Annotated in this window: 20 protein-coding genes; 8 read left to right on the top strand and 12 right to left on the bottom strand. The window is 65.0% G+C overall.

Features of this window, described 5'->3' with window-relative positions; translation table 11 throughout:
- Positions 1-139 precede the first annotated feature (139 nt).
- Positions 140-1,015 carry an MBL fold metallo-hydrolase gene (locus MLD63_RS00495; protein ID WP_255327877.1) on the top strand — a complete coding sequence of 292 codons (876 nt, stop codon included), beginning with the start codon at positions 140-142 and terminating at the stop codon, positions 1,013-1,015.
- Positions 1,016-1,130: 115 nt separating this feature from the next.
- Entirely contained in the window at positions 1,131-1,973 is an 843-nt protein-coding gene (locus MLD63_RS00490) for a DMT family transporter (RefSeq protein ID WP_439957613.1), read from the top strand.
- A gap of 60 nt (positions 1,974-2,033) precedes the next feature.
- Here MLD63_RS00490 and rpmE read toward each other — a convergent pair whose 3' ends face one another.
- From rpmE to MLD63_RS00435, 11 genes are all read right to left on the bottom strand, one after another.
- Complete coding sequence (gene rpmE / locus MLD63_RS00485) at positions 2,034-2,255, bottom strand: 50S ribosomal protein L31 (protein ID WP_255327876.1); 222 nt, start codon at positions 2,253-2,255, stop codon at positions 2,034-2,036.
- 11 nt (positions 2,256-2,266) lie between these two features.
- The gene (gene rplS, locus MLD63_RS00480; protein WP_255327875.1) at positions 2,267-2,656 is read right to left on the bottom strand and encodes a 50S ribosomal protein L19; all 390 of its coding nucleotides are present in this window, start codon (positions 2,654-2,656) and stop codon (positions 2,267-2,269) included.
- Between the two features lie 4 nt (positions 2,657-2,660).
- Positions 2,661-3,515, bottom strand: coding sequence for a tRNA (guanosine(37)-N1)-methyltransferase TrmD (trmD, locus tag MLD63_RS00475; RefSeq protein ID WP_255327874.1), 855 nt, complete (start codon positions 3,513-3,515; stop codon positions 2,661-2,663).
- Positions 3,508-4,032, bottom strand: a complete 525-nt coding sequence (gene rimM / locus MLD63_RS00470) for a ribosome maturation factor RimM (protein WP_255327873.1) — start codon at positions 4,030-4,032, stop codon at positions 3,508-3,510. Before rimM ends, trmD begins: the two co-directional genes overlap by 8 nt.
- A gap of 4 nt (positions 4,033-4,036) precedes the next feature.
- Complete coding sequence (gene rpsP / locus MLD63_RS00465) at positions 4,037-4,447, bottom strand: 30S ribosomal protein S16 (protein WP_255327872.1); 411 nt, start codon at positions 4,445-4,447, stop codon at positions 4,037-4,039.
- Positions 4,448-4,482: 35 nt separating this feature from the next.
- A complete protein-coding gene (locus tag MLD63_RS00460; protein ID WP_255327871.1) occupies positions 4,483-4,803 on the bottom strand; it encodes a chorismate mutase in 321 nt (106 codons plus the stop codon).
- An 82-nt stretch (positions 4,804-4,885) separates the two neighbouring features.
- Complete coding sequence (locus tag MLD63_RS00455; protein WP_255327870.1) at positions 4,886-5,419, bottom strand: GNAT family N-acetyltransferase; 534 nt, start codon at positions 5,417-5,419, stop codon at positions 4,886-4,888.
- Entirely contained in the window at positions 5,419-6,915 is a 1,497-nt protein-coding gene (gene ffh, locus MLD63_RS00450) for a signal recognition particle protein (RefSeq protein WP_255327869.1), read from the bottom strand. The genes MLD63_RS00455 and ffh overlap by 1 nt, the downstream gene beginning before the upstream one ends.
- Positions 6,916-7,092: 177 nt before the next feature.
- Positions 7,093-7,518, bottom strand: coding sequence for an energy transducer TonB (locus tag MLD63_RS00445; RefSeq protein WP_255327868.1), 426 nt, complete (start codon positions 7,516-7,518; stop codon positions 7,093-7,095).
- 11 nt (positions 7,519-7,529) lie between these two features.
- Positions 7,530-7,937: a TonB family protein gene (locus MLD63_RS00440; protein ID WP_255327867.1), complete on the bottom strand. Its 408-nt coding sequence runs from the start codon at positions 7,935-7,937 to the stop codon at positions 7,530-7,532.
- A 106-nt stretch (positions 7,938-8,043) separates the two neighbouring features.
- On the bottom strand, positions 8,044-10,017 hold the full coding sequence (locus tag MLD63_RS00435; protein ID WP_255327866.1) for an ethylmalonyl-CoA mutase: 1,974 nt from the start codon (positions 10,015-10,017) through the stop codon (positions 8,044-8,046).
- Positions 10,018-10,285: 268 nt separating this feature from the next.
- Between MLD63_RS00435 and ccrA the strand changes: the two genes are divergently transcribed.
- The 3 genes from ccrA (at position 10,286) to MLD63_RS00420 (ending at position 13,551) form a co-directional block, all read left to right on the top strand.
- Positions 10,286-11,578, top strand: coding sequence for a crotonyl-CoA carboxylase/reductase (gene ccrA / locus MLD63_RS00430; protein WP_255327865.1), 1,293 nt, complete (start codon positions 10,286-10,288; stop codon positions 11,576-11,578).
- Positions 11,579-11,740: 162 nt separating this feature from the next.
- Complete coding sequence (locus MLD63_RS00425) at positions 11,741-13,147, top strand: alanine/glycine:cation symporter family protein (protein WP_255327864.1); 1,407 nt, start codon at positions 11,741-11,743, stop codon at positions 13,145-13,147.
- A 197-nt stretch (positions 13,148-13,344) separates the two neighbouring features.
- Positions 13,345-13,551 (top strand): cold-shock protein, encoded by a 207-nt coding sequence (locus MLD63_RS00420; protein ID WP_255327863.1) that lies wholly within the window; start codon positions 13,345-13,347, stop codon positions 13,549-13,551.
- A 57-nt stretch (positions 13,552-13,608) separates the two neighbouring features.
- Here MLD63_RS00420 and MLD63_RS00415 read toward each other — a convergent pair whose 3' ends face one another.
- Positions 13,609-14,871: an acetylornithine deacetylase/succinyl-diaminopimelate desuccinylase family protein gene (locus MLD63_RS00415; RefSeq protein ID WP_255327862.1), complete on the bottom strand. Its 1,263-nt coding sequence runs from the start codon at positions 14,869-14,871 to the stop codon at positions 13,609-13,611.
- A gap of 164 nt (positions 14,872-15,035) precedes the next feature.
- Between MLD63_RS00415 and MLD63_RS00410 the strand changes: the two genes are divergently transcribed.
- The 3 genes from MLD63_RS00410 to deoC all read left to right on the top strand — a co-directional run bounded on the left by MLD63_RS00410 (position 15,036) and on the right by deoC (position 17,018).
- On the top strand, positions 15,036-15,317 hold the full coding sequence (locus tag MLD63_RS00410; protein ID WP_255327861.1) for a hypothetical protein: 282 nt from the start codon (positions 15,036-15,038) through the stop codon (positions 15,315-15,317).
- Between the two features lie 13 nt (positions 15,318-15,330).
- A complete protein-coding gene (locus MLD63_RS00405) occupies positions 15,331-15,990 on the top strand; it encodes a DUF1523 family protein (protein ID WP_255327860.1) in 660 nt (219 codons plus the stop codon).
- A 77-nt stretch (positions 15,991-16,067) separates the two neighbouring features.
- Positions 16,068-17,018 (top strand): deoxyribose-phosphate aldolase, encoded by a 951-nt coding sequence (gene deoC, locus MLD63_RS00400; protein WP_255327859.1) that lies wholly within the window; start codon positions 16,068-16,070, stop codon positions 17,016-17,018.
- Positions 17,019-17,023 lie beyond the last annotated feature (5 nt).

Here is a 17,023-nt window from a genome sequence, read left to right as displayed (position 1 = left end):
ACATGCTTTGCGAAGCGCCGTCCGGGTTCCGGGCGGCGCTTTTCATGTGATAGCCGGTGGATGTGACGCTGCGCGCCGCTTGCGGCAGGGTGCGCAGGATCATATATGGTTTTTTAGATATGTAAGCCGGAGCCAGACAATGTCGACCTCGCCCATCGTCCGTGCCTTTTTCGACCGTCCGACCGGCTCGCTTCACTATGTCTTCCACGATCCGGCAACGATGAAGGGCGCGGTCGTCGATCCGGTCTGGAACTTCGACCCTGCCGCCGCAGCGGTCTGGACCGAATCCGCGGACGAGATGCTGTCCTATATCCGGGACGAGGGAATCTCGATCGAATGGATCCTCGACACTCATCCCCATGCGGATCATTTCAGCGCGGCGGTCTACATGGCCGGGAAGCTTGGCGGTGTCCCGCGCGCGATCGGCGAGAAGGTCACCGGCGTCCAGCGGCTGTGGGCAGACATCTACGACGATCCCGACCTGCCGCAGGACGGCTCGCAATGGGACCGGCTGTTTGCCGAGGGCGACACGTTCATGGTTGGTGAGGTTCCGGTCAAGGTGATGTTCTCGCCCGGCCACACGCTCGCCTCCATCACCTATGTCGCGGGCGATGCGGCCTTTGTCCACGACACGCTGATGTATCCCAGTTCCGGCACCAGCCGCGCGGATTTCCCGGGCGGGTCGAGCGCGGATCTGTGGGACTCGATCCGCGCGATCCTGGACCTGCCGGCCGAGACGCGGCTGTTCGTCGGTCACGACTATCCCGAGAAGGGGCGTCAGCCGAACTACATGGCGACCGTCGCCGAGCACCGCCTGTCCAACATCCACGTCAAGGACGGGATCGACCGCGACACGTTCATCCAGCGACGCGATGCCCGTGATGCGACGCTGCGCCTGCCGGATCGGATGCTGCATGCGCTGCAGGTCAACATCCGTGGCGGTCGGCTGCCGGGTAGCGAGGAGGGCGGGCACGGATACTTCAAGATCCCGGTCGGACGGTTCGAGCGCCGGTGAGGGATTGACCCTGCCGCGCGGACGCGTCACGCGGCATCAGACCCATCATCGGTGAGGCATTGTGAAACGCGTCGTCTCGGGCCCGGCGGCCGGCAACCTGATGGGCAGTCTGTGGATGATCGCCGCGATGGGCGCCTTCGCGGTCGAGGACAGTTTCATCAAGGCTGCCTCGAAGACCCTCCCGGTGGGGGAGATTCTGATCCTGTTCGGTCTGGGCGGCACGATCGTCTTTGCCGGCCTCGCCCTGAGCCGGGGAGAGCGGCTGTTCTCGCCCGACGTGCTGTCGCGCCCGATGCGCATCCGGGTGGGATTCGAGATCGTCGGGCGGCTGTTCTATGCGCTGGCAATCACGCTGATACCGCTGTCGGCGGCGACGGTGATCCTGCAGGCCACCCCGCTGGTCGTGGTCGCGGGCGCCGCGTTGCTGTTCGGTGAAAAGGTCGGCTGGCGGCGGTGGCTGGCCATCGTCGTCGGGCTTGCGGGGGTGGTGGTGATCGTGAAGCCGGGAGCCGAAGGGTTTTCCGCCCTGTCGCTTCTGGCGGTGATCGGCATGATCGGATTTGCGGGCCGCGATCTGGCAAGCCGTGCCGCGCCCGCCTCGCTGAGCACGGCGATCCTGGGGCTTTACGGCTTCGGCGCGGTGGTGATCGCCGGGGTGCTGGTCGCGCTGTGGGATCGCACGGCGCTGGTGATGCCGGCCGCCGGGGCCGCAGGCGCGATGCTGGCGGCGGTTCTGTCCGGGGTCGCCGCCTATTCCTGTCTGATGAAGGCGATGCGCACTGGCGAGGTCTCGGCCGTGACGCCGTTCCGCTATACGCGGCTTCTGTTCGGCGTGGCCTTCGGGCTGGCGTTCTTTGGCGAGCGCTTCACGCTGTCGATGCTGATCGGATCAAGCCTGATAGTGCTTTCCGGCGTGTTCATCCTGTGGCGCGGGCGACAGGTCCGCGGCGAGGCGTAGCCGGCAAGCAAAAACGCCGCCCCGAGGGACGGCGTTTCCATGGTGCACTGACCGGATTTCTCAGAAACCCAGGCCGGCGTACTTGTTCTTGAACCGCGACACGCGACCGCCGGTGTCCATCAGCTTGGCCGAGCCGCCGGTCCAGGCCGGGTGCGAGGTCGGGTCGATGTCGAGCGACATCGTGTCGCCTTCGGCGCCCCAGGTCGAACGGACCTGGTAGGTGGTGCCGTCGGTCATCTTGACCTCGATCATGTGGTAGTCGGGATGGATGTCCTTTTTCATCGCCGCTCTCCTTACGCGTTCACGCCGGCGCCCTTGGGCGCGCGGTAGTTGGTCTTTTCCGCGATCCGGGCCGACTTGCCGCGGCGGTCGCGCAGGTAATAGAGCTTCGCGCGGCGGACCTTGCCGCGGCGCACGACCTCGATCGAATCGATGTTGGTCGCGTAAAGGGGGAACACACGCTCCACGCCCTCGCCGAAGCTGATCTTGCGGACGGTGAAGCTGGCGGCGATGCCGTCACCACCCTTGCGGGCGATGCAGACGCCTTCGTAGTTCTGAACGCGGGTGCGGGTGCCCTCGGTCACCTTGTAGCCCACGCGGACGGTGTCGCCGGCCTTGAAATCCGGGATGGTCTTGCCGAGCTCCTTGATCTGCTCGGCTTCGAGTTCTGCGATCAGGTTCATCGCGCTAATCCTTTTCATGCTCGCGGTGCTGCCGCGATTGGTCTGATGCGCCCGAGAGCTGTCGGTCCTTTGCCGGGTCCATACCGTCCTGGTATGCCCGCCACAGGTCGGGGCGGCGTTCCTTGGTCAGGCCTTCGGCCTGCTTCATCCGCCAATCGCGAATGGCCGCGTGATTTCCCGAAAGAAGGACTTCCGGGATCGCGCGGCCTTCCCAAAGGGCGGGCTTCGTGTACTGCGGATGTTCAAGCAGACCGTCGGAAAAGGATTCCTCGGCCAGCGACGCCTGATTCCCCAGCACGCGCGGTATAAGGCGGACGGTCGTGTCGATCAAGACCTGAGCCGCGATCTCTCCGCCGGTCAGGACGTAGTCGCCGATGCTGATTTCCTCGACGTTGCGGGCGTCCAGAAGGCGCTGGTCCAGCCCCTCGAACCGGCCGCAGATCAGCGTCATTCCGGGCCCTTCGGCCAGCGCGCGGGCGCGGGCCTGGGTGAAGGGACGGCCGCGGGGCGACAGGTAGATGACGGGCAGGCCGGGATCGGCCTTTGCCAAGGCGGCGGCCATCACGTCGGGGCGCATCACCAGACCCGCGCCGCCGCCCGCCGGCGTATCATCGACGTTGCGGTGCTTTCCCAACCCGTACTCGCGCAGCGGGATCGTGCGCAGATTCCACAGACCGTCGGCCAGCGCCTTGCCTGTCAGCGAAAGGCCCAGCGTGCCGGGGAAAGCCTCGGGGAACAGGGTGACGATGTTCGCGGTCCAGGCGCCGACATGCTGCGGCTCGGCCATCAGGTCGCGCGGCTGGCGGCTCGCGCGGACCGAAAGTCGGCCATGCGATTTCGAGGTGCGTGGATCACTCATCGAAGGCGGGCGCCGGATCGCTGTCCTCGGCCGGCGGGTCGGCGACGATGCGGCCAGCCGCAAGGTCGACGGTCGGGACGACCGCACGGGTGAAGGGCAGAAGGATCAGGCCCTTGCCCACCACCTCGAGGATGTCGCCCGCGCCGTGATCGTAGATCGCACGGACGCGGCCAAGCGTCGCGCCGCCGGTATCGACGACTTCCAGCCCGATCAGGTCGGTGTGGTAGAATTCGTCGTCCGGCAGCGAGGGCAGGGCGTCGCGGGGCGCCCAGAGCGTCGTGCCTTTCAGCGCCTCCGCCTGTTCGCGGGTGGCCACGCCCGACAGGCGCGCGCCGAACCCGCCGGTGACGGGGCGGGTCAGCGTCACGATGTACTGCCGCGCGCCATCCTCGGTTGACAAGGCGCCGTAGCTGGCGATGTCGCCCGGTTCGGCACAGAAGCTTTTCAGCCGCACCTCGCCGCGGACGCCGAAGGCGCCCGCGATGGCACCGACGCAGACCTTATCCGCGCCGGCCATGCGATCATTCCGCCGAGGTTTCGGCGGGCGCTTCGGCGGCAGCTTCCTCGGCGGGCGCATTGGCGGCCTCGGCTGCGGCGGCTTCGCGGTCGGCGCGCTTCTTGGCGCGGTCCTGCGCGGCCTTGCCGGGTTCACCTTTTTTCAGGTTCGCGCGCTCGGTCTTGTCCTTGACGCCGGCGGCTTCCAGGAAACGCGCCACGCGGTCGGTCGGCTGCGCGCCCTGGTCCAGCCAGTGCTTCACGCGCTCCATGTCCATCTTCACGCGCTCTTCGCTGTCTTTCGGCAGCAGCGGGTTGTAGCTGCCCAGCTTTTCCAGGAAGCGACCGTCGCGAGGCATGCGACTATCGGTCGCGACGATCGAATAGAACGGACGTTTCTTGCTGCCACCACGGGCAAGGCGGATCTTCATGGCCATCGGGATACTCCTTTGAAATGGCGTTTCGGGCGGGGTTATTCCCCGGCCTGAGGTTGGGTCTGCGATTGGTGGTGTTCGTGGTGCCGGATCACTTCGGCGATCACGAAGTTGAGGAGCTTGCGCGCGAATTCGGGGTCGAGATCGGCCTCGCGTGCAAGCCGTTCCAGCCGCTCGATCTGGGTCGCCTCGCGGGCGGGATCAGAGGGCGGAAGATCGTGTTCGGCCTTGAGGCGGCCGACGGATTGAGTGTGCTTGAACCTTTCGGCCAGCGTGTAGACGAGGATCGCGTCCAGCCTGTCGATGCTGGCGCGATGGTCACGCAGAAGCGCCGCGGCGCGGATGGCGGCTTCGGTCATGCGGCAGCTCCGGTGACGAGGTCGCGGGCAGTGGCTGTCTGCCCCCGCACTTCCGAGGATATCTGGACCAGGGAGAAGGGCATCAGGCGGACCCTTCGGTGGAATTCGCGGGGTGGCGGTAGATCAGGCAGGGCGTGCCCCGGACCGTGCCTTCACGCTCGACATGGGCGCCCATGCGTTCGGCAAGCCGGCGAGAGCGATGGTTGTCGGGGTGAATCTGCGAGATCAGCGGGCCGAGGCCCAGATGGGTCTTAGCATGATCGCGTGCGGCAATCGCAGCTTCATAGGCGATGCCCTTGCCTTCGAACCCTTCATAGACATGCCAGCCGATTTCAGGCTCGGGCCAGTCGATGGGGTTGAGGATGCCGACGCGGCCGGCAATCTCGCCCGAGGCCCGATCCTCGACCGACCACATGCCATAGCCGCGCAATGCCCAATGGCCGATGGTGCCGGTCAGGGCGCCCCAGTTCTGCCATTCCTCGAACGGACCGCCGACGAAGCCGGACCGTTCGGACAGGCCGAAACGGTTCACCGCGTCCCAGTCCGACAGGCGCGGTTCGCGCAGGATCAGACGCTCGGTTTCGATGACCGGGATATCGATGGCGATGGTCGTCATCACTTCTTCCCGAACATCCCCGACAGCCCGCCGGGCAGGCCGGCCTTGCCCAGATCGCCGCCAAGACCGCGTGGGTCCTGCAACAGCTTGGTCGCCTCGGCCATCTTGGCGGGATCGACATCGGCCATGTCGGGCAGCCCGCCGCCCTTGCCCTGCATCGCGCGCATCGCCTGTTTCAGCATGCCGCCCTTACCCATCTTGCCGAGCTTCTTCATCGTGTCGGCCATCTGCTTCTGCATCTTCAGCAGGCGGTTCAGTTCTGCGACTTCCATGCCTGCGCCAGCTGCGATCCGCTTCTTGCGGCTGGCCTGCAGCAGGTCGGGATTGGCGCGTTCCTTCTTGGTCATCGAGTTGATCAGCGCGACCTGACGGCGGATGACGCTGTCGTCCATGCCGGCCTGTTCGGCCTGTTTGGCCATCTTCGCCATGCCCGGCATCATGCCCATGATCGACTGCATGCCGCCCATCTTCTGCATCTGCTCAAGCTGGTTCTTCAGGTCGTTCATGTTGAAGAGGCCCTTCTGGAACCGCTTCATCATGCGCTCGGCCTGTTCGACCTCCAGCACTTCCTGCGCGCGCTCGACCAAGGCCACGATGTCGCCCATGCCGAGGATACGGCCGGCGATGCGCTGCGCGTCGAACGCCTCAAGCGCGTCCATCTTTTCACCGAGGCCCACGAAGCGGATCGGCTTGCCCGTGACCGCGCGCATCGAGAGCGCCGCACCGCCGCGCCCGTCGCCGTCCATCCGGGTCAGCACCACGCCCGAGACGCCAACTTTCTGGTCGAACTCGGTGGCGACATTGACCGCGTCCTGGCCTGTCAGCCCGTCGACGACCAGCATCGTTTCGCGCGGGTTGGCGACATCGCGGACGGCCTGAACCTCGTCCATCAGCGTTTCGTCGATGTGCAGACGGCCGGCGGTGTCGAGCATGTAGACGTCGTAGCCGCCAAGGCTGGCCTGCTGTTTGGCGCGTTTGGCGATCTGGACCGCGCTTTCGCCCTTGATGATCGGCAGCGTGTCGACGCCTATCTGCTGGCCGAGGATCGCGAGCTGTTCCATGGCGGCCGGACGGTTGGTGTCGAGCGAGGCCATCAGCACGCGCTTCTTCTCGCGGTCCTTCAGGCGCTTGGCCAGCTTGGCGGTCGTGGTCGTCTTGCCCGAGCCCTGAAGGCCGACCATCAGGATCGGCGCGGGCGGGTTGTCGATGCGCAGCGTGTCGGGTTCGCCCTCGCCCTGCAGGACCTTGATCAGCTCGTCATGGACGATCTTGACGACCTGCTGGCCGGGCGTGACCGATCTGGTGACGGCGGCGCCGGTGGCCTTTGCGGTGATCGACTTCACGAAGGACCGCGCGACCGGCAGCGAAACGTCCGCTTCCAGAAGCGCCGTGCGCACCTCGCGCATCGCGGCGGTGACGTCGTCTTCGGACAGCGCGCCCTGCTTGGTCAGGCGGTCGAAGACTCCGCCGAGGCGGTCGGACAGGTTCTCGAACATCGCGGGCCTCCAGCGGTCCGTTAAAGCAAGATGGCCCCCGTGGGCGCGACGCGCTGACGGGGGGCGATCCCCGCGACGACGGGGACCGGAAGGATCAGCCTTCCGGGAATTGCCGATGCAGATAGGCGAGACGGCGGTGCGAGTCAACAACGCCGGCCATGACGCGGCGCCGGCGGCTTAGCGCTGGATCGTGATGCGCTGCCGAAAGGTGAGCGGTTCTTGCGGCATGTCGGGCGTGAAGGCCGGCATCGGGGGCATGTTGCGCACGAGGCGGAGGGCGGCCTCGTCCAGCGCCCCGTAGCCCGAACTGTCGACAACGCGACCCGACACGATCGTGCCGGACGGATCGACCGTGAGGGAAAACGACAGTTCGACTGGCTCCGTCAACGTCAGGTTCGACATGGACCCAGCGATGGTTCCGGCCTGCCGATGCACGTTGGCCGACAACAGGGTACCCCATTCCTGCATGTCGGCCGGCCGCATCGTCTCGATCGAGCCGAACTGGGTTTGGGCCGCTGCGGGGCCTACCACCGCAGGCAGGGTCACGGCCAGGCTGAGGGCGAGGGCAACACAAGGCGCCACGGATTTACGACGAGGTATCATGTTCGCCCGCCTCAATTGCGATGAACGCCAAGGCCGAGCGTGTGGATATACATCTCCTTGCCCGCCATGTCGGGGGTGAAGGCGGGGAAGGGTGCGCTGGCAGCGATCGCGCGGACCAGTGCCTCGTCTAGACCCGGGCCGCCGTTCGATTGCAGGATCTGGACATCGCCCAGACGACCATCCGGCCTGATCGCCACGGCGACCAGCGTGGCGATACGGGTGGCCCGGCCCGATCGGGGCAGCGACGAATTGGCGCGGCGGATGCCGATCATCAGCTGATCCTCGACCGTCTTTTCATATTCGCGAAGATTGGTGGGCGCCGGCCTGACCTTGCCGAACGAGGTCTGCGCCGCAGCGGGCAGGTTCGCTGCGGGTATTGCCGCAAGAGACAGGGCGAGGGCGGTCAGGGCGATGCGCATGGGGAGGGTCCGTCAGCTTGAAATTCATCTATAGTCTGCGCACGGCGTGGGACAAGTCGTAACGCAGGGATGGTTAATCCCGCGAAGATCGCGATGCGGACTGTCATCATGCCGCGGCGGCACCTGGTTCGACCAGCGCGACGATGTCCATCATGATCGTGTTCAACTGGAAATCCTTGGGCGTGTAGACCCGCGTGACACCCATCGCCAGAAGCCGGCGGGCGTCATCGTCCGGGATGATGCCGCCGACCAGCACCGGCACATCGCCCAGCCCGGCGGCGCGGACGCGGTTCATCAAATCCTCGATCAGCGGCAGGTGGCTGCCGGACAGGATCGAGAGGCCGATGACATGCGCCTCCTCCTTCAGCGCGCGCGCGACGATCTGCTCGGGGGTCAGGCGGATGCCTTCATAGGTGATGTCCATGCCGCAGTCGCGGGCGCGGAAGGCGATCTGTTCGGCACCGTTGGAATGGCCATCAAGACCGGGCTTGCCGACGAGGAACTTGAGCCGACGACCAAGGCGCTGACTGACCGCGTCCACGGCCTCGCGGATGTCGTCCAGCCCTTCGGTGCGGTTGCTAGGCGAGGACGAGACGCCGGTCGGGCCGCGATACTCGCCGTGAACCTGCCGCATCACGCCCGCCCATTCGCCGGTCGTGACGCCCGCGCGGGCGGCCTGGATGCTGGCGGGCATGACGTTTTCACCCTTAGAGGCCGCGTCTCGCAGGGCGGCGAGTGCGGTCTTCACCGCCGACTCGTCGCGGGCTGCTCGCCAGTCATTCAGCCGCGCGATCTGATCCTGTTCGACAGCCGGATCGACGGTCATGATCCCGCCGTCGCCCGCAACCAGCGGCGAGGGTTCGCCCTGCTGCCAGCGGTTCACGCCAACGACCACGGTTTCCCCCGCCTCGACGCGGTTCAGCCGCTCGGCGTTCGATTCGACCAGCCGCGCCTTCATGTAGTCGATCGCCGCGATCGCGCCGCCCATGTCGTCGAGCGTCGCAAGCTCTGCGCGCGTCGCTTCCTTCAACGCCTCGACCTTGGCGGCGACGGCCGGGTTGCCGTCGAAGAGGTCGGCATATTCCAGCAGGTCGGTCTCATAGGCGAGGATCTGCTGCATGCGCAGCGACCATTGCTGATCCCAGGGGCGCGGCAGGCCCAGCGCCTCGTTCCAGGCCGGAAGCTGGACCGCGCGGGCGCGGGCGTTCCTGGACAGCGTGACGGCAAGCGTTTCCAGAAGGATGCGATAGACGTTGTTTTCAGGCTGCTGTTCGGTCAGGCCAAGCGAGTTCACCTGCACGCCATAGCGGAAGCGGCGATATTTCGGATCCTCGATCGCGTAGCGCTGGGCGGTGATCTCGTCCCACAACTGGGTGAAGGCGCGCATCTTGCACATCTCTGCCACGAAGCGGATGCCGGCGTTCACGAAGAAGCTGATGCGCCCGACCATCTCGGGGAAGCTGTCCGTCGGCACCTTTGTCTTCAGGTCGTCCAGCACCGCAATCGCCGTCGCCAAAGCGTAGGCCAGTTCCTGCTGCGGCGTCGCGCCCGCTTCCTGCAGGTGGTAGGAACAGACGTTCATCGGGTTCCATTTCGGCAGATGCTCGCGCGTGTAGGCGGCGACGTCGGTGATCATCGCGAGGCTTGGTTTCGGCGGGCAGATATAGGTGCCGCGCGAGAGGTATTCCTTGATCAGGTCGTTCTGCACGGTGCCTTGCAGCGCCGAGACGTCGGCGCCCTGTTCCTCGGCCACTGCGATGTAGAGCGACAGCAGCCACGGCGCAGTGGCATTGATCGTCATCGAGGTGTTCATCTGGTCCAGCGGGATCTGGTCGAAGAGCGCGCGCATGTCGCCCAGATGGCAGATCGGTACACCGACCTTGCCAACCTCACCGCGCGCAAGGACGTGGTCGCTGTCATAGCCGGTCTGGGTGGGCAGATCGAAGGCCACCGAAAGCCCTGTCTGCCCCTTGGCGAGGTTGGCGCGATAGAGCGCGTTGGACCTTTCGGCGGTGGAATGGCCTGCATAGGTGCGGAACAGCCAGGGCTTGTCGCGGCTTGGTGCTTCTGGATCGGCCATGTCGTCGCCTCGCAACAATCTGTCGGTTGTGAAAGCGTTACTGAAATAATGATACGCCGTCAATTCGCTGCAGCGCGGCGGAATTCTAACCTTCTGCTGATTGCGTCAAAAGCGAGCGATTAGCTGGTCGAGTAGGTTGATCGGGGCAGCGAGGAAGTTACATAATTACGAAATACACACCCTATGTGTTGTAATGTTTCGCGGCGTCTCGTATTCCTGACGCATCAAGCCGCCGATTCTGCGGTGCGGCACCCGCTAGGAGTTTCCGATGGCCCTCGACGCCCCGACCCCGATCGCGCCCTACGACGCACCCGAAAAGGATCTGTATGAAATCGGCGAGATGCCGCCCCTCGGGTATGTTCCGAAAACCATGTACGCCTGGGCGATCCGGCGCGAGCGTCACGGCGAGCCCGACAAGAGTTTCCAGATCGAAGTCGTCCCGACATGGGAGATCGACAGCAACGAGGTCCTGGTTCTCGTGATGGCGGCGGGCGTTAATTATAACGGCGTCTGGGCGGGGTTGGGCGTGCCGATCAGCCCCTTCGACGGACACAAGCAGCCCTATCACATCGCCGGATCCGACGCGTCGGGGATCATCTGGAAGGTCGGCGACAAGGTGAAGAACTGGAAGGTCGGCGATGAGGTCGTGATCCATTGCAACCAGGACGACGGCAACGACGAGGAATGCAACGGCGGCGATCCGATGTTCTCGCCCACCCAGCGGATCTGGGGCTACGAGACGCATGACGGCAGTTTCGCGCAGTTCACCCGCGTGCAGGCCCAGCAGCTGATGCCGCGCCCGCGTCACCTGACGTGGGAGGAATCGGCCTGCTACACGCTGACGCTGGCCACCGCCTACCGGATGCTGTTCGGACATGAACCGCATGAGTTGAAGCCGGGCATGAACGTGCTGGTCTGGGGGGCATCGGGCGGCCTGGGGTCCTACGCGATCCAGTTGATCAACGCGGCGGGCGGCAACGCGATCGGCGTGATCAGTGAAGAGGACAAGCGCGACTTCGTCATGGGACTGGGTGCGAAGGGCGTCATCAACCGCAAGGAATTCAAGTGCTGGGGCCAACTGCCCACGGTCAACACCCCGGAATACAAGGAATGGTTCGCCGAGGCGCGCAAGTTCGGCAAGGCGATCTGGGACATCACCGGCAAGGGCAACAACGTCGATATCGTCTTCGAGCATCCGGGCGAGGCGACGTTCCCGGTCAGCACCCTGGTCTGCAAGAAGGGCGGCATGGTGGTGATTTGCGCGGGCACCACGGGTTTCAACTGCACGTTCGACGTGCGCTACATGTGGATGCACCAGAAGCGCCTGCAGGGCAGCCACTTTGCGCATCTGAAACAGGCGGCTGCGGCCAATCGACTGATGCTCGAGCGGCGGCTGGACCCCTGCATGTCCGAGCTGTTCCCATGGGCCGAAATTCCGGACGCGCATGTCAAGATGATGAAGAACCAGCACAAACCCGGAAACATGGCGGTTCTGGTCCAGTCCCCGCGTCCCGGGCTTCGGACGCTGGAGGATGTGCTAGAAGCCGGGCCGAAACGCTGAGAGAGCGATCACTGATCGCTGACCGATCGTGCGGCGATCAGTGATACTGCTGCGATTAATCTGTCGCAGGCGATAGAAATCGGGTGGTGGGATACGGGAGGCGATTGCGCTAACGGCCAAGGATGCTAGGCTCGACTCACAAAAACGAGAGCGAGGGCAGCCATGAATGCGATCGTCGATTTCCTGAACACGATCTTCTGGGGTTACGTGCTGATCTACGGCCTTCTGGCCGTGGGCATCTATTTTACCATCCGACTGGGCTTCATCCAGTTTCGGCATTTCCCCGAGCTTTTCCGGTGCGTCATCGGCTCGGGCGAGACTGACAAGAACGGCATCTCACCCTTTCAGGCGCTGACCGTTTCGCTGGCCAGCCGCGTCGGCACCGGCAATATCGCCGGCGTCGCGGTCGCGCTGACGCTGGGCGGGCCGGGCGCGATCTTCTGGATGTGGATGGTGGCGCTGGTCGGCATGGCGACAGCCTATGCGGAATCGACGCTGGCGCAGCTTTACAAGGTCCATGGACCGGGCGGGATGTATCGCGGCGGACCGGCCTTCTACATCGCCAAGGGTCTGGGGCAGCCATGGCTGGCCGCGGTGTTCTCGATCGCCTTGATCCTGTCCTTCGGTCTGATCTTCAACGCCGTGCAGGCGAACTCGATCGCCGAAGCCGTGCAGCAATCCTTCGGTGTACCGAAGGCCGTCGTCGGGATCGCCGTTGCGGCGCTGGCGGGGATCATCATCTTCGGCGGCATTCCGCAGATCGCGCGCGTGGCCGAAAAGGTCGTCCCGGCGATGGCCGGGCTATACCTTCTGGCCGCGATCATCGTGCTGATCATGAACATCACCGAAGTGCCCGGCATCCTTGCCGGCATCGTCAAGTCGGCCTTCGGCCTGCAGGAGGCGGTCGGCGGCGTGTCGGGCGGTATCCTGGCTGCCGCGCTGAACGGCATCAAGCGGGGGCTGTTCTCGAACGAGGCGGGCATGGGCTCGGCCCCGAACATCGCCGCGGTGGCGACGCCCGACCCGCATCACCCGAGTTCGCAAGGCTTCGTGCAGGCCCTTGGCGTCTTCATCGACACGCTGCTGATCTGCACGGCGACGGCGGTGATGATCCTGCTGGCGGACGTCATGCCCTCGGCCGAGCTGACAGGGGTGAACCTGACCCAGGCGGCGCTGAACGACCATTTCGGCGGTTTCGGCGGCATCTTCGTCGCGGTGGCGATCTTCTTCTTCGCCTTCACCTCGATCATCGGCAACTATTCCTATGCCGAGAATGCGGTCGTCTATCTGGGCGGAGGCACCGCGGGGATCATGGTCCTGCGGGTCGTGTCGCTTGCGATGGTGATCTGGGGCGCAATCCAGGCGGTCGGCACGGTGTTCAACTTCGCCGATGCGAGCATGGGCCTGATGGCGACGATCAACCTGATCTCGATCGTCTTGCTGTCGGGAACCATCGCCTATGTCACGCGCGACTATCTGCGGCAGCGGGCCGAGGGTCAGTTGCCCAAGTTCCATATCGAGGATCATCCCGACATCGCACCGGGCGTGAACCGCGAGATCTGGAAATAAGATCGGACAGGGGCGGCCGGCCATCCGGCCGCCTCGATGCCGGCGCTTGCCTTTTCGGCTGAAATGTCGCATAGGCAACCGGCTACGTTATTCCATTCGAACCTCTGTCTCCGCTTTTCGGCTTCAGTCTCGATCGTGATCTGACGACGCCGGGCCATCGCATCGTGTGGATGGCAACATTGACAGGAGATCTCACGATGGCCAAAGGCACCGTGAAATGGTTCAACGCCACCAAAGGCTTCGGCTTCATCGCCCCTGAAGGCGGCAAGAAAGACGTGTTCGTTCACATCTCGGCGCTGGAGCGCGCTGGCATCCGTCATCTCGAAGACGGCCAGGCCGTGACCTTTGATCTGGAAGCCGGTCGTGACGGCCGCGAATCGGCGACCAATCTGGCTCTGGCCTGATTTTTTCGACCGAATGAACCGAACGGGTCGCGTTTCGCGGCCCGTTTTCTTTTGCGCTCAGCCCAGCAGGTCGTCCAGCACCAGCGCCATCACGCGCGCGCTGTCCAGCATGTCCTGCACGCCCACCCATTCGTCGGGCTGATGGGCCAGATCCAGCACGCCGGGCCCGTAGGCGATGCAATTCTTCAGCTTGCCGATGCGGTCGATATGTTTCTGGTCGTAGGTGCCGGGGCTGACGACGTAGCCGGCCTCACGCCCCAGGACCCGCTCGATCGCGGCGGCGGTGGTGCGGACGACCGGCGCGTCGCGGTCGGTCATCGACGGGATGACCTCGAACAGGTCGCGCACCTCGTAGCGGAAGCTCGGGCGCTGTGCCTTCACTTTTTCCAGCAGTGCGGTGACCTCTGCCTTCACCTCGGCCAGATCCTCTTCGATCAGGAAGCGGCGGTCGATGACGATGCGGCAGCGGTCGGGCACGCAAGGGGCGGGCAAGCCGGTATAATCCGCCTCGGGCTCGGACGCGCCGCCGTGGATCGAATTGATGTTCAGCGTCGATGATCGCGCACCGTCGGGGATGACCGGCATTTCGGTGTGCTTGCCGGCGAGCAGCGGCCACAGCGTCGCCTCCATCTCTTCCAGGACTGCACCCATGTGACGGACGGCACAATCGCCCAGGAACGGCATCGAGCCGTGGGCGATGCGGCCCTGCGTCTCGATTTCCGCCCACCAGACGCCGCGATGACCAAGACAGATGCGGTCCTTGTGCAGCGGTTCGGGGATGATGACGTGATTGACACGGGCGAAATCACCCCGCTCGGCCAGATAGGCCACGCCGCCGAAACCGCCCGATTCCTCGTCTGCCGTGGCGCTGATCTCGACCGTGCCGGCATGGTCCGGGTTCTCGGCGATGAAGGCTTCGGCCGCGATGATGCTGGCGGCCAATCCACCCTTCATGTCGCACGAACCGCGGCCATAGATGCGGTCGCCGTCCAGTTCGCCGCCGAATGGATCGCGCGTCCATCCATGGCCGACTTCGACGACGTCATGATGGCTGTTGAAATGGACGCAATCGCCGGACCGCGCGCCCTTGTGCCGGGCGACGATGTTCCATCGCGGATAGGTTTCGCTGTCACCAGGCGCGCCATGCGCGCGGACCAGTTCGCAATCCCAACCCTGCGGCGCCATGCGGGCCTGAAGGAATTCGCAGATGTCGAGGTAATGGCGGCCCGGCGGGTTCAGCGTCGGAATTCGGATCAGATCCTGCGTCAGTTGGATCAGGGATGGGCGGCGGGCCTCGATGGCGGTGGTAAGGTCGGTCATGGCGCGACGCTAGGCCCGCCGTGAGCGACCCGCAACGCCGATTCCGACTGAACTTGCGGCGACAGCCACCTCGCTGGCTGCAAGCCTGTGCCGCGTGGTAGGCTTGCATCGGCCTGTAGAGGCAAGACCCTGAACGCGATCCCCCACGCCAAGGATTCGTCACCATGACCGCGCTGATCCGCCTGATCCTTGTCGTGATCCTGATCGAGGGGGTGTTCTACATCCTGCTGTCGCTTTATATCCGATCTCTGCGCCGCGAGCGGCTGGAAGAGCATTGGGATCTGCGTCACCCGCACCGCGCGGGCGACAGCCCCGACCGACGTGAATTCGTCGATCGCGGCGTGGCGCGGTTCCGGAAGTCGCTGCAATCGCGACTGCTGCTTCTGGTCTTCGTGCTGCCGACGCTGGCGATCATGGTGATCGTCTGGCTGGTGAACTGGCAATAGGGGGAGTGCCCGGATGTATTACGTCAAGGCCGTGCTGGGCATCCTGCTGGGGCTTATCGTGTTCATGTTCCTCGACTATTCGTTGCCGTCGAAGAACACGGTCAGGATCACCAACACCTACAACCGTCTGACCTATATCAGCCCGACCAACAGCATCTTCTATGCCAGCGACGACACCGGCACGGTCGAAAACCAGCAGGGTCAGCGCGACATCCGCTTCATCGACACGGTGCGCGCGAACGGCAAGGTCTTCGTCTATCGCAACGAGGACACCGGCTGGATCTGGCCGCCCTATTTCAAATACGACAGTTCGAACCTCCATTCAGAGGCGACGAACCTGAAATCCACCGCGTCCGATCCGCAATGGGTCAGCATCACCGCCTATGGATGGCGCGTCCCGTTCCTGTCGATCTATCCGAACGCGATTTCCATCGACACGGTCGCCGGCCCGGCGGAGCGCCCGCGGAACTGGGCCGCCTCGATCGTTCTGGTCGTCCTGTTCGCGCTGCTGGTGTTGTTCTGGCGGATGTGGGCGCAGTTTCGCCAGCGCACGATCCAGCCTGCGGCTGCACGCGCGGATCGCGCCTGGGACGGCGTCGAAGGTCGCGCCGGCGCGGCGCGAGGCCGCGTCACCGGCTGGATGGACAATTGGCGGGGCAAGCCGCGTCGCTGAGGCGACGCGCCGTCCGGCTTGTCGCCGCAGGGTGCGGACGTTACCGTTTCGCCTGACCCCGACCTTCCGAGGACGACATGGCCTCCCTCAGACGAAATCCCGGCACTGCCCTGACGCCGGAATGGTTCGCCGACATTCGCATCAATGCGCCCGCCGTGGAACGACGCGCTGCCACGTTGCCTGCGCGCCGCAGCCTCAAGAAGGAATGGCAGGCTGCGTGGCTGCTGAACGCGATCCGGTGCATCGACCTGACCACGCTTGCGGGCGACGACACCGAGGCGCGGGTCGTCCGGCTCTGCGCCAAGGCGAGACACCCGATCGCGCCAGAGATCGCCGAGGCGTTGGGCGTCGAGGGGCTGACGACCGGCGCAGTCTGCGTCTATCCGACGATGGTGGCGGCGGCGAAACGCGCGCTCGGCAATTCCGGCATCCCCGTGGCAAGTGTCGCGACCGGCTTTCCCGCCGGGCTGATGCCGCTGGACCTGCGACTGGCCGAAATCCGCTATGCCGTCGATCAGGGTGCCGACGAGATCGACATCGTGATCACCCGAGCCCATGTCCTGATGGGCGAATGGGCCGCGCTTTACGATGAGATCAGCGCGATGCGCGAAGCCTGCGGGGCGGCGCGGCTTAAGGCGATCCTTGCCACGGGCGATCTGAAATCGCTGACGAATGTCGCCAAGGCCAGCCATGTTGCGATGCAGGCGGGGGCCGACTGGATCAAGACCTCGACGGGGAAAGAGGGCGTGAACGCGACCCTGCCAGTATCGTTGGTAATGGTCCGCGCGATCCGCGACTACGTTGCGCAGACGGGCCAGCGCGTCGGCTTCAAGCCGGCGGGCGGTCTGCGCACCGCTAAGGATGCGTTGAACTGGCAGGTGATGATGAACGAGGAGCTGGGCCAGGATTGGCTGTCGCCGGACCTGTTCCGCATCGGCGCCTCCAGCCTGCTGGGTGATATAGAGCGGCAATTGTCGCATCATGTCACCGGCCGCTACGCAGCCGCCCACCGCCAAGCCATTGCCTGAGGATC

Origin of the sequence: Paracoccus albicereus (assembly GCF_024359525.1) — a bacterium.
Taxonomy (GTDB): domain Bacteria; phylum Pseudomonadota; class Alphaproteobacteria; order Rhodobacterales; family Rhodobacteraceae; genus Paracoccus; species Paracoccus albicereus.
Note: the sequence above shows the minus strand (reverse complement) of the source record. Positions and strands in the feature narration are given on the sequence as shown.

Coding starts and splice junctions, on each gene's coding strand:
- MLD63_RS00410 (WP_255327861.1), top strand. CDS start 15,036: ATGACCGCGCTGATCCGCCTGATCCTTGTCGTGATCCTGATCGAGGGG.
- ccrA (WP_255327865.1), top strand. CDS start 10,286: ATGGCCCTCGACGCCCCGACCCCGATCGCGCCCTACGACGCACCCGAA.
- trmD (WP_255327874.1), bottom strand. CDS start 3,515: ATGAGTGATCCACGCACCTCGAAATCGCATGGCCGACTTTCGGTCCGC.
- rpsP (WP_255327872.1), bottom strand. CDS start 4,447: ATGGCCATGAAGATCCGCCTTGCCCGTGGTGGCAGCAAGAAACGTCCG.
- ffh (WP_255327869.1), bottom strand. CDS start 6,915: ATGTTCGAGAACCTGTCCGACCGCCTCGGCGGAGTCTTCGACCGCCTG.
- MLD63_RS00445 (WP_255327868.1), bottom strand. CDS start 7,518: ATGATACCTCGTCGTAAATCCGTGGCGCCTTGTGTTGCCCTCGCCCTC.
- rimM (WP_255327873.1), bottom strand. CDS start 4,032: ATGGCCGGCGCGGATAAGGTCTGCGTCGGTGCCATCGCGGGCGCCTTC.
- MLD63_RS00440 (WP_255327867.1), bottom strand. CDS start 7,937: ATGCGCATCGCCCTGACCGCCCTCGCCCTGTCTCTTGCGGCAATACCC.
- deoC (WP_255327859.1), top strand. CDS start 16,068: ATGGCCTCCCTCAGACGAAATCCCGGCACTGCCCTGACGCCGGAATGG.
- rpmE (WP_255327876.1), bottom strand. CDS start 2,255: ATGAAAAAGGACATCCATCCCGACTACCACATGATCGAGGTCAAGATG.
- MLD63_RS00495 (WP_255327877.1), top strand. CDS start 140: ATGTCGACCTCGCCCATCGTCCGTGCCTTTTTCGACCGTCCGACCGGC.
- MLD63_RS00460 (WP_255327871.1), bottom strand. CDS start 4,803: ATGACCGAAGCCGCCATCCGCGCCGCGGCGCTTCTGCGTGACCATCGC.
- MLD63_RS00455 (WP_255327870.1), bottom strand. CDS start 5,419: ATGACGACCATCGCCATCGATATCCCGGTCATCGAAACCGAGCGTCTG.
- MLD63_RS00415 (WP_255327862.1), bottom strand. CDS start 14,871: ATGACCGACCTTACCACCGCCATCGAGGCCCGCCGCCCATCCCTGATC.
- MLD63_RS00490 (WP_439957613.1), top strand. CDS start 1,131: ATGATCGCCGCGATGGGCGCCTTCGCGGTCGAGGACAGTTTCATCAAG.
- MLD63_RS00425 (WP_255327864.1), top strand. CDS start 11,741: ATGAATGCGATCGTCGATTTCCTGAACACGATCTTCTGGGGTTACGTG.
- MLD63_RS00420 (WP_255327863.1), top strand. CDS start 13,345: ATGGCCAAAGGCACCGTGAAATGGTTCAACGCCACCAAAGGCTTCGGC.
- MLD63_RS00405 (WP_255327860.1), top strand. CDS start 15,331: ATGTATTACGTCAAGGCCGTGCTGGGCATCCTGCTGGGGCTTATCGTG.
- rplS (WP_255327875.1), bottom strand. CDS start 2,656: ATGAACCTGATCGCAGAACTCGAAGCCGAGCAGATCAAGGAGCTCGGC.
- MLD63_RS00435 (WP_255327866.1), bottom strand. CDS start 10,017: ATGGCCGATCCAGAAGCACCAAGCCGCGACAAGCCCTGGCTGTTCCGC.